This is a genomic window from Cryptosporangium sp. NPDC051539 (assembly GCF_044454545.1).
Classification (GTDB): Bacteria; Actinomycetota; Actinomycetes; order Mycobacteriales; family Cryptosporangiaceae; genus Cryptosporangium.
In genome coordinates this window covers 842,117-855,378 of the sequence record NZ_JBITDV010000002.1, presented here as the reverse complement: position 1 = coordinate 855,378, position 13,262 = coordinate 842,117, and the positions used below count along the sequence as shown (strand labels likewise).

Here is a 13,262-nt window from a genome sequence, read left to right as displayed (position 1 = left end):
CGGCGGCACCTCCGACGACTATTCCTTCGGCTTGGCGTCCACACCGGCTTCTTTGCGCTGACGGGGAGAGATCGGCGCGGGCGCGCCGGTCAGCGGGTCACCGCCGGAGCCGAGCTTCGGGAACGCGATGACGTCGCGGATCGAATCCACGCCGGCCAGCAGCGCGCAGAGGCGGTCCCAGCCGAGCGCGATGCCGCCGTGCGGCGGCGCGCCGTACTTGAACGCCTCCAGCAGGAAGCCGAACTTGCCCTGCTGGTCTTCCTCGGACAGGCCGAGCACCTGGAAGACGCGCTCCTGGACCTTCCGGTCGTGGATACGGATCGAGCCGCCGCCGATCTCGTTGCCGTTGAGCACGATGTCGTAAGCCCAGGCCAGCGCCTCGCCGGGGTTCTGGTCGAACGTGTCGATCCAGTCGGCGTTGGGCGACGTGAACGGGTGGTGCACGGCGGTCCAGTTGCCCTGAGCACCCTCGACGCCGATCTCACCGCCGCCGGCCGGCTCGAACATCGGCGCGTCGACGACCCAGAGGAACTCCCACCGGGACTCGTCGATCAGCCCGCAGCGGCGGCCGATCTCCAGCCGGGCCGCGCCGAGCAGCTCCAGCGTTCCGTGCCGCTCACCGGCGCCGAAGAACACCGCGTCGCCCGGCTTCGCGCCGACCGCGTCGGCCAGACCGGCCAGGTGCTCCTCGGAGAGGTTCTTGGCCACCGGACCGCGGGGCTCCCCGGTCTCGGCGTCGAACAGCACGTACGCGAGGCCCTTGGCGCCGCGCGAACGGGCCCACTCCTGCCAGCCGTCGAGATCCTTGCGGGTCTGCGCGGCCCCGCCGGGCATGACCACGGCGCCGACGTGCGCGGCCTGGAACACCCGGAAGCCGGTGCCCTGGAAATACGCCGTGAGGTCGACGAGCTCGTTGCCGAAGCGGACGTCGGGCTTGTCGGAGCCGTAGCGGGTCATCGCGTCCGCGTAGGTGAGGCGCGGCAGCGGCAGCGGGATCTCGTACCCGGCCAGCTCGCGCCAGATCGCGGACACGACCGCCTCGCCGACCTCGATGACGTCGTCCTGGGTCACGAACGACATCTCGACGTCGAGCTGGGTGAACTCCGGCTGCCGGTCGGCCCGGAAGTCTTCGTCCCGGTAGCAGCGGGCGATCTGGTAGTACCGCTCCATCCCGGCCACCATCAGCAGCTGCTTGAACAGCTGCGGCGACTGGGGCAGCGCGTACCAGGAGCCCGGCTGCAGGCGCGCGGGCACCAGGAAGTCGCGCGCGCCCTCGGGCGTCGAGCGGGTCAGCGTCGGCGTCTCGATCTCGACGAACTCCCGCTCGCCGAGTTCGCGGCGGGCGATCGCGCTGACCCGGCTGCGCAGCCGCAGCGCCGCGGCCTGCTGCGACCGGCGCAGGTCGAGGTAGCGGTACTTGAGCCGGGCTTCCTCGCCGACCTCGCCGGCGGCCTGGCCGTCGATCGGGAACGGCAGCGGAGCGGCCTCGCTGAGGACGGTCATCCCGGTCGCGACCACTTCGACGGCGCCGGTCGGCAGGTCGGGGTTCTCGTTGCCCTCGGGGCGCGCGCGTACCTCGCCGGTGACCCGGATGCAGTACTCGGCCCGCAGCGCGTGGCCCTCCTCCTCCCGGAGGACGACCTGCACGTACCCGGACGCGTCGCGCAGGTCGACGAAGATGACGCCGCCGTGGTCACGACGGCGGGCCACCCAGCCGGCCAGCGTGACGGTCTGCCCCGCGTGCCCGGCACGCAGCGTGCCGGCCTGGTGGGTCCGATAGGTGGTGCTGCCGGTCACGAGAGAAGCTCCTTGACGGTGCGGGCGAGGTCGGTCAGGGGGACGGCCCGCTGATCGGACGTGGTCAGATCCTTCAGTTGCGCGGTGCCGTCGGCGAGATCCCGGTCGCCCAGCACGACGGCGAACCTCGCTCCCGAGCGGTCGGCCGACTTCATCGCGCCCTTGAGACCCCGGCCGCCGAACGCGAAGTCGGCCGGAATGCCCTCGTTCCGCAGCTCGGCGAGGATCCGCAGGCCGCGGCGGCGGGCCTCGTCGCCGAGCGGCACCACGAACGCCTGCACCCGGGCCGGGGGCTCACCGATCAAGCCCTCGGCGCGCAGCGCGAGCAGCGTCCGGTCGACGCCGACCGCGTAGCCGATGCCGGAGACGTCCGGCCCGCCCAGCTCCTTGGAGAGCCCGTCGTACCGGCCGCCGCCGCCGATCGCGGACTGCGCGCCCAGGCCGTTGTGGACGAACTCGAACGTGGTCTTGGTGTAGTAGTCGAGACCGCGGACCAGCCTCGGGGCTTCGATCCACTGCACGCCGAGGTCGGTGAGGTACTCGCGGACCTGGTCGTAGTGCCGCCGGCAGTCGTCGCAGAGGTGGTCGACCATCAGCGGCGCGTCGGTGAGTTGCTTCGCCACGTCGGGGCGCTTGTCGTCGAGGACGCGCAGCGGGTTGATCGTGGCGCGGCGGCGGGTGTCCTCGTCGAGGTCGAGGCCGGCGAGGAAGTTCTGGAGCTTCTCCCGGTACTGGGGGCGGCAGTTCGCGTCGCCGAGGCTCGTGAGCTGCAACTCGAAGTTCTGGAGCTTCAGCGCGCGGAACCCGGCCGCGGCGAGCTGGACGACTTCGGCGTCCAAGGCCGGGTCGTCGACGCCGAGCGCCTCCATGTCGACCTGGGTGAAGTGCCGGTAGCGACCGGCCTGCGGCCGCTCATACCGGAAGTTCGAGCCGACCGCGTACAGCTTCACCGGCAGCTGCCCGGCGTAGAGCTTGTGCTCGATGAACGCGCGCATGACGCCGGCCGTCAGCTCCGGCCGCAGCGTCAGCGACCGGCCGCCCCGGTCGTCGAACGTGTACATCTCCTTGCTGACGACGTCCGTCGACTCGCCGACGCCCCGGGCGAACAGCGCGGTGTCTTCGAAGACCGGCGTCTCGACGTAGCCGTAGCCGGCGGCGCGGAGCGGGGCGGTCAGCGCGTCGCGGACCGCCAGAAACGTCGCCGACTCGGGCGGGAGCGTGTCGAACGTCCCCTTCGGAGCGGTGAAGGTGGTCACAGGCCGGTCCTCGGGAAGCTCTCGGCGACTTGCCGCAGATACGGGTTGGTGGCGCGCTCACGCGCGATCGTGGTGTCGGGCCCGTGACCGGGCTTCACCACCGTGGCGTCGTCCATCGGCAGCACGACCCGGGCCAGTGACCGGAGCATGTCCTGGGTGCTGCCGCCGGGCAGGTCGACCCGGCCGATCGACCCGGCGAACAGCAGGTCGCCGGAGAAGAGCACCGGCGCGTCCGGGGTCTGGACGCCGAAGACCAGCGAGCCGGGGGTGTGCCCGGGAGCGAGCGTCGTCGTGACCGTGATTCCGGCCAGTTCGAGGACCTCGCCGTCGGCGAGTGCCTTGACGTCGCTGGGTTCGGTGTATTCGAGCCCGAACATCGGGGTGCCCCGGGCCGCACCGATGTAGGACCACGGGTCGGCGAGCTGGTCGGCGTCGGCCGGGTGGATGTAGGCGGGGATGTCTTTCGCCCCGCACACCGGTGCGACCGAGAACGTGTGGTCGATGTGACCGTGGGTGAGGATCACAGCGGCCGGATGCAGCCGGTGCTTCGCCAGGAGGTCGTCGAGTTGGTCGACCACGCCGATCCCCGGGTCGATGATCACGCACTGCTCGCCGGCCGCAGGGGCGACGACCCAGCAGTTCGTGCCGAACGCGGGGGCCGGGAATCCGGCGATGAGCACAGCTGTCCTCTCTTCTCGGACGTCGTTCCCACCAGCCTACCGATAGACGCCGGTCGGCTCCGACTGCCTTTCTGTGCGCCCGCTCCCGGTAACGGAACAGCGTGGTGTAGCGGGGTAGCAGGGTCTCCCCTAGGGGGGCGCCGTACACTCGGCCGCACGCGCGGGCCCTGGTCCGCCTCTCGACAGCCCGAACGGAGTGCACGGAGTGCCGACGAAGGATCGCCAGCGACAGCTGGCCCGCGCGAAGCTGGAACGTCAGATGGCCCGGCGGGCCGCTCAGGCGAAGCGCCGGCGACAGACCCAGGCCGCCGTGGGCGCCGGTATCGCGCTACTGCTCGTGGTGGTCGGTGTGGGCTTCCTCGTCGCCAACCTGGGCGACGACGACCACAAGGACACGAAGACCACCGAGGCCGCTTCCGGCCCGAAGTGCACGTACCAGAAGGCCGACGCCAGCACCGGCAAGGTGAAGGACGTCGGGCTGCCGCCGACCTCGAACATTCCCGACACCGGTACCCGCACGGTGACGATGACGACGAACATCGGCGCGATCGAGTTCACGCTCGACCAGGCCGCCGCGCCGTGCACGAGCAACAGCTTCGCGTACCTGGCCGGCAAGAAGTTCTACGACAAGACCTCGTGCCACCGGCTGGTCACGACCGGCATCTTCGTCCTGCAGTGCGGCGACCCGTTCGCCGACGGCACCGGCGGCCCGGCGTACCGCTTCGGCACCGAGAACCTGCCGACGAACCAGCACCCGCCGTACCCGGCCGGCACGATCGCGATGGCGAAGAGCCAGGCGGAGATTTCGGTCGGTTCGCAGTTCTTCATCGTCTACAAGGACATCGAAGAGGGTGCGCTGACCGCCGACTACACGGTCGTCGGCAAGGTGACCAAGGGCCTCGACCTGGTCGTCAAGGCCGCCGAGAAGGGCGTGACCCCGGCGGACGCCAGCAACCCGGCCGACGGCAAGCCCAAGCAGGCCGTCGACATCTCGTCGCTGACGGTGTCACCGGCCGCGAGCTAGTCCGGCCCGCACGGGGTTCTCCTGGTCCCCGCAACACCCTGATTCGAGGGAGTTGCGGGGACCTCGGGTTTTGCGGGGTCGAGGGCGGAGTTCTCCGAGGCTCTGGGCGTGAGGGCGGCAGCGTTTCGGCGGCTGGGGGCCACCGGAGCGCGGCGATCGGGTGGGCGCTGGGCTGCCCGTCAAACGCGAACTCGACGAGCGCAGTATCAAGCGGCCCGCACCATGCGCAGCGGGCCCGGGCTGCCTCCGTGCCCGGCCGAGGCACTCGAAGCTCGCCGGGGGCGGCCCGTTGCGGTCGTGCGTCGCGGACAGGCCGGCTTCGTGCCGGAGACCACGCGGGTGAGCGTGGAGACAATCTCCCACGCGATCCATGTCCAGGCCAGCGGCGGGCGGCACCGCCAGCTGCGCCGCAAACCCACCGCGGCCTGCACCGCAACGCCACTGCCGGCTGCACCGGCAACGCCACCGCCGGTTGCACCGCAAACCCACCGCGGCCTGCACCGCAACGCCACCGCCGGTTGCACCGCAACGCCACCGGGCGCCCGCACAGGAAGGGCCCGGGGTTTCCGGACCGAGCAGGCCGCTGGTGCTCTCGGCCGAGCGCCGTGGCCAGGGTGCGTGTGAGTCGCAGAAATGCCGTGTTCGTGGGTAGCCATTTCGCCGCGGCGGTCCCGCGTCAGCGAGACCCGGCGGGGAGCATCCCGGTCGGCGAGGCGAGGCGAGGACGCCGAGGCCGCGGATGTCGCGGCCGCCGAGGCCGCGGACGCCGCGGACGCGGACGCCGAGGCCGCGGACGCGGACGTCCTCGGCGGTGTGGCTGCGGGGCAGGTGCCCGGCCAGGACGCAGCGGTGGAACGCTCGGCGAGCGTGACGCTCCCGGATTCCGAGCGGGTTCCGACGATCAGATCGCCGTCCCAGCGGCCGGGCACGGCCCGGTCGTCGGCCTCGGCGGGCGATCGAGATCCCCACCGTCGAGCCGGTGAACCGCGAGGTGCACTGCCCCCGCCGGCGGCGAGCCTCGCGGCAGGTGCGTTCGATCCGCAGCGCCGCGGACGCGTTGCGGTGCAGCTCGCGGTGGCTTTGCGGTGCACCTCGCGATGGCGTTGCGGTGCACCTCGCGGTGGCGTTGCGGTGCAGCTCGCGGTGGCGTTGCGGTGCAGCTCGCGGTGCGAGCGCCCAGTGGGTCAGCGGGCCTCGGCGGATTCGGCGTTGCCGAAGTCCGGGGGCGGCTCCGGCGGCGGGGCGGTGGTCGCCTGGAGGGAACCGGTCTCCCGGAACGACTCCAGGCCGACGATCTTCGCCCGCACCTTCCCGGGCTCCGACGATCCGGCCGGCCGGTCGGGCAACTTACGTTCGATCCCCATCCGAGACCCTCCTAGCCTGACGTGACCCGGTACGCGTCGTACACACCTTCGACCCGGCGCACCACGCGGAGCAGGTGCCCCAGGTGCTTCGGGTCGGCCATCTCGAACGTGAACTTCGAGACCGCCACCCGGTCGCGCGTGGTGCTCACGGTCGCCGAGAGGATGTTGACCTTCTCGTCGGAGAGCACCTTCGTGACGTCCGAGAGCAGCCGGTGCCGGTCGAGCGCCTCGACCTGGATCGCGACCAGGAACGTCGAGCCGGCCGTCGGTGCCCACGACACCTCGACCAGGCGCTCGGCCTGCCGCTCCTTCAGGTCGGACGCGTTCGTGCAGTCTTCCCGGTGGACGCTGATCATGCCGCTGCGCGTGATGAACCCGAGGATCGAGTCGCCCGGCACCGGCGTACAACACTTCGCGAGCTTGACCCAGACGTCGTCGCCGGCGTTGCTGACGATGACACCCGGGTCACCAGGACCGGCCGGACGTGAACGGTGCCGGGCCGGACGCGCGGTCTCGGCGAGATCTTCGGTCGCCCCCTCGGCCCCGCCCAGCGACGCCACCACCCGCTGCACGACCGCCTGCGCGGAGACCTGGTTCTCGCCCACCGCGGCGTAGAGCGCGCTGATGTCGGAGAGGTGCAGGTCTCGCGCGATCGTCAGCAGCGCGTCGCCGCCCAGCAGCCGCTGCAGCGGGAGGCCCTGCTTGCGCATGACCCGCTGGAGCGCCTCCTTGCCGGCCTCGATCGCGTCTTCGCGCCGCTCCTTCGCGAAATACTGGCGGATCTTCGTCCGGGCCCGGGGGCTGCGGACGAAACTCAGCCAGTCTTGGCTCGGACCGGCGTTCTCGGACTTCGACGTGAAGATGTCGACGGTGTCGCCATTGTTGAGCGTGCTCTCCAGCGGCACCAGCTTGCCGTTGACCCGGGCGCCGATGCAGCGGTGCCCGACCTCGGTGTGCACGGCGTACGCGAAGTCGACCGGCGTCGAGTCTTTCGGGAGCGCGACCACGTCGCCCTTGGGCGTGAAGACGTAGACCTCCTGGCCGCCCAGGTCGAACCGCAGCGCCTCGAGGAACTCGCCCGGGTCGCTGGCCTCGCGCTGCCAGTCGAGCAGCTGCCGCAGCCAGGCCATGTCGTCGACGGTCGCCGGCGGACCGGCCACGTCGGCGCCCTTGGTCTCCTTGTACTTCCAGTGCGCGGCGATGCCGTACTCGGCCGTGCGGTGCATGGCCAGCGTGCGGATCTGCAGCTCGATCGGCTTGCCCTCGGGCCCGATCACCGTCGTGTGCAGCGACTGGTACATGTTGAACTTCGGCATCGCGATGTAGTCCTTGAAACGGCCGGGAACCGGCTGCCAGGACGCATGGATGACGCCGAGCGCGGCGTACGAGTCGCGCACCGAGTCGACGAGCACGCGGACGCCGACCAGGTCGTAGATGTCGGCGAAGTCGCGGCCCCGCACGATCATCTTCTGGTAGATCGAGTAGTAGTGCTTCGGCCGGCCGACGACCGTCGCCCGGATCTTCGCGTTCTTGAGGTCGTTCTGCACCTGGTTGGTGACCTCGGCCAGCCCGCGGTCGCGCGCCGGGGAGTGCTCCTGCACCAGCCGCGCGATCTCCTCGTACCGCTTCGGGTACAGCGTCATGAACGCGAGGTCTTCCAGCTCCCACTTGACCGTGTTCATACCCAGCCGGTGGGCCAGCGGGGCCAGCACGTCGAGCGTCTCGCGGGCCTTCTTCTCTTGCTTCGGGCGCGGGAGGAAACGCAGCGTCCGCATGTTGTGCAGCCGGTCGGCCAGCTTGATCACCAGCACGCGCGGATCGCGGGCCATCGCGACGACCATCTTGCGGATCGTCTCGGCCTCGGCCGCGTCGCCGAACTGCACCTTGTCGAGCTTGGTGACGCCGTCGACCAGGTGGGCGACCTCGCCCCCGAAGTCGGCGTGCAGCTGCTCGAGCGTGTAGCCGGTGTCTTCGACGGTGTCGTGCAGCAGAGCGGCCACCAGCGTCGTGGTGTCCATCCCCAGCTCGGCGAGGATCGTCGCGACCGCGAGCGGGTGGGTGATGTACGGGTCGCCGGACTTGCGCAGCTGCCCGCGGTGGAACTGCTCGGCGACGTCGTACGCCTTCTGCAGCAGCCGGACGTCGGCCTTGGGGTGCGCGGAGCGGTGGGTGGCGACCAGCGGCTCGAGAACGACGTTCACCGAACCCTGCCAGGCCGGAGCACCGAACCGGGCCAGCGCGGCCCGGACCCGGCGACCCGTCGGCGCACCGATGCCGGCCGCCTCGGTGCCCCCGTTGCCGGCCAGCGGGCCGGCTGACGTGTCGGCGTGCGGCAGCGCACCATCGGCCGTGCCCTCGGTGGCGGCTCGAGCCACCACCGGCAAGGCCTGCTCCAGGTCACCTACGGGCGTCTGATCACGCTGCCCACCGGCGACCGTCGGCGCGACGTCTGACACAGGCCGCTCCCTCTGCTGGACCGCACGAAGCTCTCTCCATGCTACGCGGGACCGCCTCGCCACCCGCGCGGCCTTCCACAGGAGCACGGGTCAGCGACTGGTACCCGACTAGTCACAACAGCATGGCTTAACGGTTGATGCCCTCATCGAGGCAGTATCCCGAATGAGCCTCACACCGTCAGCAGCGCGTGTACTTCCCGCTCCGGGAGCCGCGCGCGCCCCTCGAGGAAGCCCAGCTCCAGCAGCACCGAGAACCCCACGACCGCGCCACCGGCCTGCTCGACCAGCGAGATCGCGGCCGCCGCGGTGCCGCCGGTGGCCAGCACGTCGTCGAGCAGGAGCACCCGGGCGCCCGGATCGAACGCGTCCGCGTGCACCTCGAGGACGGCTTCGCCGTACTCCAGCGCGTAGGACGCGGAGATCGTCCGGCGCGGGAGCTTCCCGGCCTTCCGGATCGGCACCAGCCCCGCGCCGCTCGCGTACGCGACCGCGGCCGCGAGCACGAACCCCCGGGCCTCGATACCGGCCACGACGTCGAACGCGCCGCCGTACTCGGTCGCGATCGCGTCGATCACCTGGGCGAACACCGGACCGTCGGCGAACAGCGGGGTCAGGTCCTTGAAACCGACGCCCGGCTTCGGGAAGTCGGGCACGTCGACCACGTGCGCGGCGATCAGGTCGCTCACCGCGGCCGGCGTCACCGGCCCGCTGCCGATCCGCCCGGTCGGGGACACGCTCATCGCTTCTTGCGGTTTCCGCCCGGGCGACCCGGACGGTTGCCGGACCGGCGCCGCGCCTGCTGCGACCGGTTGGCCGCCGGGCGGGCTGGCCGCGACGACGAACCCGCGCCGGCGGTCGCCGGCTCACGATCGGTCTGCTCGTCGCCGTCGGCGTCCACCTCGTCGGCCTCGGCGGAGGAGACCTCGTCGTCGGACGAGGCCTCGACCGGCTGGGACGCGGTCTTGGCCGCCGCGACCCGGCGGGCGGCCACCCGGTCGCGGAGGGCGCGGTAGCGGGGCTCGCGCTCCTTCATGTCGACCAGCCACGGCGTGGCCAGGAAGAGCGACGAGTACGCACCGGCGGCCAGACCGACGAACAGGACCAGCGCGAGGTCCTTCAGCGTGCCGACGCCGAGCAGGCCCGCACCGACGAACAGCAGGCCACCGACGGGCAGCAGCGAGATCAGCGACGTGTTGATCGAGCGCATCAGCGTCTCGTTCACGGCGTTGTTCGCGGCCTCGGCGTAGCTGATCCGCGAGCCGCCCAGGATGCCCCGGGTGTCTTCGGCGACCTTGTCGAACACGACGACCGTGTCGTACAGCGAGAAACCGAGGATCGTGAGCAGACCGACGATCGTCGAGGGCGTGACCTCGAACCCGACGATCGAGTAGACCCCCGCGGTGAGCAGCAGGTCGTGCAGCAGCGCGAGCAGCGCCGCGATCGCCATCCTGGCCTCGAACCGGATCGCCAGATACGCGGCCACCAGCACCAGGAACACCAGCAGCGCGATCAGCGCCTTGTCGGTGACCTGCCCGCCCCAAGACGAACTGACCTGGTTGTCGGTGATCTCGTTCGACGCGATCTTGTACGTCCCGGTGAGCGCGGTCTTGACCTCGGTGGTCTGCGCGATGCTCAGCGACTCGGTCTTGAGGACGTACTTCACGTCACTGCCGCGTCCGGCCTTCTGCGCGGTCTGCACCTCGACGCCGGCGTCATCGACGGTCTTGGTGACCTGCTCCAGCGTGACGCCGCTCGGCGGCTTGAACACGAACGAGGTGCCACCGGAGAACTCGATGCCCCAGTTGAAGCCCCGGAACAGGATCGCGCCGACGCAGATCAGCCCGATCACGACGGACGCGATGTACCACCGCTTCCGGGAACCGATGAAGTCGAAGTTCGTCTCGCCCCGATAGAGGCGACCGGCCAGTCCCATCTCAGGACTCCTTCGGGCTGACACGACGGGCGGTCGCGGACCGTCCGCCTGCTCCGGCGCCAGGCGCGTCAGCAGCTTTACGCAGCGTACCCAGGCCGGAGAACCGGGGCGAGGTAAAGCGGCGCGAGCGGGCGAGGATGGCGACCAGCGGGTGAGTGAAGAGGAAGACGATGATGATGTCGACCAGCGTGGACAGGCCCAGCGTGAACGCGAAGCCCTTCACCGCGCCGACGGCCAGCACGTAGAGCACCGCGGCGGCGAGGAACGAGACCGCGTCCGCGGAGAGGATCGTGCGCCGCGCCCGGGCCCAGGCCCTCGGCACCGCCGAGCGGACGCTCCGGCCGTCGCGCACCTCGTCCTTCAAGCGTTCGAAGAAGACGACGAACGAGTCGGCGGTGATACCGACCGCGACGATGAAGCCGGCGACGCCCGCGAGCGTCAGAGTCAGTCCGATCTGACGCCCGAGCAGGAGGATCGACGCGTAGATGATCGCGCCGGACACCACCAGGCTGGCGATCGTGACCAGGCCCAGCGCCCGGTAGTAGATCAGCGAGTAGACGATGACCAGCGCCAGGCCGATACCGCCCGCGAGCAGACCGGCTTCGAGCTGCTCGATGCCGAGCGTCGGGCTGATCGACTCGGCGGTCTCGACCGTGAACGAGAGCGGCAGCGCGCCGAACTTCAGCTTGGCCGCGAGGTCCTGCGCCTCGACCTTGGTGAACTGACCGCTGATCTGGGTGTCACCGGTGATGACCTCGTTGGTCGTCGGCGCCGAGATCACGTCGTTGTCCAGCACGACCGCGACCTGCTTCTGCAGCGTGGCCTTGGTCAGCGCGGTCCACTTGTCTTGCCCCTTGCTGGTGAACTTCAGGTTGACGACCCAGCCGCCCTGCTGCGCGTTGAACGTGAAGCTCGCGGTCTTGATGTCGGTGCCGACGACACCGGCCTTCTCCAGCTTGTACTTCGCGGTGTCTTGGCAGGCGACGACCTGCTGGCCGACCGCGTCGATCGAACCGGCCGGCCGGTTGTTCAGCATCTTGCAGCTGATCCACGGCACCTTGAACTGCCAGTCGATCGGCAGCGCGGCGACCTCGGCCTCGGTCAGCTTCTTGGCCCCGGGCTCGAAGATCGCGGCGAGCTGCGGGTTCGTGGCGGCACCGGCGAAGTCTTCTGCCGACCCCTGGGCCACGTAGGTCGCGGCTTCCTTGGGGAACTTCGCGAGCGCGGACTTCTGCAGCGCCGCCTGGCTCGGCGACGTCGGGGTCGCGGCCGGGGACGCCGACGGGCTCGCGCTGGTCGACGGCGTGGCCCCGGCCGATTGGCTGGCCTTCGCCGACGGCGACGCGGAGGTCGTCGGAGTCGGGGTGTCGGCGGCCGGAACCGCCTGGGGGGCGCTGCCGCCCCCTCCGCCGCCGGAGGCGGACGGGCTCGCCTGCGTCTTGGCCGACGTCGAGGGCGACGGGCCGGGTGACGCCGAGCCGGACGTCGTCGGGCTCGGGGAGGGCGTGCCCGACGCCGACGGGGTGGGCGAGGCGGCCGCGGCCGCCGCCTTGATCGCGTCGATGTCCTGCGCCTGCTCGAGCACCGCGCGGAATCGCAGCTGGGCCGGCTCGCCGACCTGCTTGATCGCGTCGTTGTTCTGGCCGGGCGCGTTGATGACGATGTTGGAATCGCCCTCGGTGACCACTTCGGCCTCAGCGACACCGGTGCCGTTGACCCGGTTCTCGATGATCTGCCGCGCCTGTTCGAGTTGCTCGGCGTCGGGAGCCTTCCCACCGGCCTGAGCCGCGTGGAGCGTCACGGTCGTGCCGCCCTGCAGGTCGAGGCCGAGCCGTGGAGTGAGCTTGTCCTTCACCGACCCACTGCCGGTCAGGAACACGAACGCGTAGAGCGCGATCACGATGACCGCGAGAAAGGCGAGGTATCGCCCGGCACGCAGCTGTCCGCGAGGTGGTGCCACGGCTGAAAGGTCTCCTTCAGTGCTGGGGCGGCGGTGGTGCGGCCCCGTGAGTCCGCGCTACGTACGCCAGAGGCGACGGCGGTACGTCCGATTGGTGACGCTATCCGGTCGGACCTTCACGTGCAGGCCCCCTTACTGGTTACACAGGTGGCGCGGCCGGTCGAACCGCGCCACCCGTGCTCGATTCAGCGGCGGTCGGTGCCCTTGGCCGAGTCGGCCGTGTCGGCCGTCGAGTCGGCCTCGGCCGAGACCGGGCGCGGGTCGGCCGTGGGGTCGGACACGACCTCGGGGGCCGCGGGCGGCTCCGGCGCGGTCGTCGTGGTGGTGGTCGTCGCCACCACCGGCTCCTCGACCAGGACCGCGTCGGTGAGCGGCACGTCGTCCTCGTCCACGGCGTCCTCGTTGGCCGCCATGCCGGCCTTCGTGGCCTCCTCGTCGGACAGCACCTTCGCGATCGCGGCGCGCGCGTAACGGTTCGTCACGCCCGGCGAGACCTCGAGCAGAACCGAGTCACCCTCCGTGGACACGACCGTGCCGTAGAGACCGCCCAGCGTCATGACCGGCGCGCCCTCTTCGACCTTGTTCTGCATGCTGGTCATCTGCTTGCGGCGCTGCGACTGGGGTCGGATGACCAGGAAGTACATCAGCGCGAACACGCCGACCAGCAGCAGCAGAGGCAGGATGCTCCCACCGCCAGAGCTCTGTTGTGCGGCTTCGTCTACCACGGAGGGCCCTTTCGAACGTTCGTCAGCGGGGTATTGCGGGGGTGCGACTGCGGAAGTCTAGTAGCAG

The 13,262-nt window shown here is 70.7% G+C and carries 10 protein-coding genes; 1 reads left to right on the top strand and 9 read right to left on the bottom strand.

From position 1 onward, the window contains the following. Nucleotides 1-18: 18 nt before the first annotated feature. From aspS to ACIBZJ_RS09955, 3 genes are read right to left on the bottom strand one after another with little or no spacing between them, the layout of a single operon-like run. Nucleotides 19-1,797 carry an aspartate--tRNA ligase gene (gene aspS, locus ACIBZJ_RS09965; protein WP_395927584.1) on the bottom strand — a complete coding sequence of 593 codons (1,779 nt, stop codon included), beginning with the start codon at nt 1,795-1,797 and terminating at the stop codon, nt 19-21. Beyond that, entirely contained in the window at nt 1,794-3,053 is a 1,260-nt protein-coding gene (gene hisS, locus ACIBZJ_RS09960; RefSeq protein ID WP_395927582.1) for a histidine--tRNA ligase, read from the bottom strand. Before hisS ends, aspS begins: the two co-directional genes overlap by 4 nt. Beyond that, a complete protein-coding gene (locus ACIBZJ_RS09955; protein ID WP_395927580.1) occupies nt 3,050-3,733 on the bottom strand; it encodes an MBL fold metallo-hydrolase in 684 nt (227 codons plus the stop codon). Before ACIBZJ_RS09955 ends, hisS begins: the two co-directional genes overlap by 4 nt. A gap of 259 nt (nt 3,734-3,992) precedes the next feature. On the opposite strand from ACIBZJ_RS09955, the gene ACIBZJ_RS09950 reads away from it, so the two are divergent. Continuing rightward, nucleotides 3,993-4,757: a peptidylprolyl isomerase gene (locus ACIBZJ_RS09950; RefSeq protein WP_395927785.1), complete on the top strand. Its 765-nt coding sequence runs from the start codon at nt 3,993-3,995 to the stop codon at nt 4,755-4,757. Nucleotides 4,758-5,941: 1,184 nt separating this feature from the next. Here ACIBZJ_RS09950 and ACIBZJ_RS09945 read toward each other — a convergent pair. The 6 genes from ACIBZJ_RS09945 to yajC form a co-directional block, all read right to left on the bottom strand. Further along, on the bottom strand, nt 5,942-6,121 hold the full coding sequence (locus ACIBZJ_RS09945) for a hypothetical protein (protein ID WP_395927578.1): 180 nt from the start codon (nt 6,119-6,121) through the stop codon (nt 5,942-5,944). An 11-nt stretch (nt 6,122-6,132) separates the two neighbouring features. Beyond that, nucleotides 6,133-8,427, bottom strand: coding sequence for a RelA/SpoT family protein (locus tag ACIBZJ_RS09940; RefSeq protein ID WP_395927783.1), 2,295 nt, complete (start codon nt 8,425-8,427; stop codon nt 6,133-6,135). A gap of 320 nt (nt 8,428-8,747) precedes the next feature. Beyond that, nucleotides 8,748-9,317 carry an adenine phosphoribosyltransferase gene (locus ACIBZJ_RS09935; RefSeq protein WP_395927576.1) on the bottom strand — a complete coding sequence of 190 codons (570 nt, stop codon included), beginning with the start codon at nt 9,315-9,317 and terminating at the stop codon, nt 8,748-8,750. After that, entirely contained in the window at nt 9,314-10,510 is a 1,197-nt protein-coding gene (gene secF, locus ACIBZJ_RS09930) for a protein translocase subunit SecF (protein WP_395927574.1), read from the bottom strand. The genes ACIBZJ_RS09935 and secF overlap by 4 nt, the downstream gene beginning before the upstream one ends. Before the next feature lies 1 nt (nt 10,511). Beyond that, a complete protein-coding gene (gene secD / locus ACIBZJ_RS09925) occupies nt 10,512-12,470 on the bottom strand; it encodes a protein translocase subunit SecD (RefSeq protein WP_395927572.1) in 1,959 nt (652 codons plus the stop codon). A gap of 185 nt (nt 12,471-12,655) precedes the next feature. Beyond that, nucleotides 12,656-13,195, bottom strand: coding sequence for a preprotein translocase subunit YajC (gene yajC, locus ACIBZJ_RS09920; RefSeq protein WP_395927570.1), 540 nt, complete (start codon nt 13,193-13,195; stop codon nt 12,656-12,658). Nucleotides 13,196-13,262: the final 67 nt, after the last annotated feature.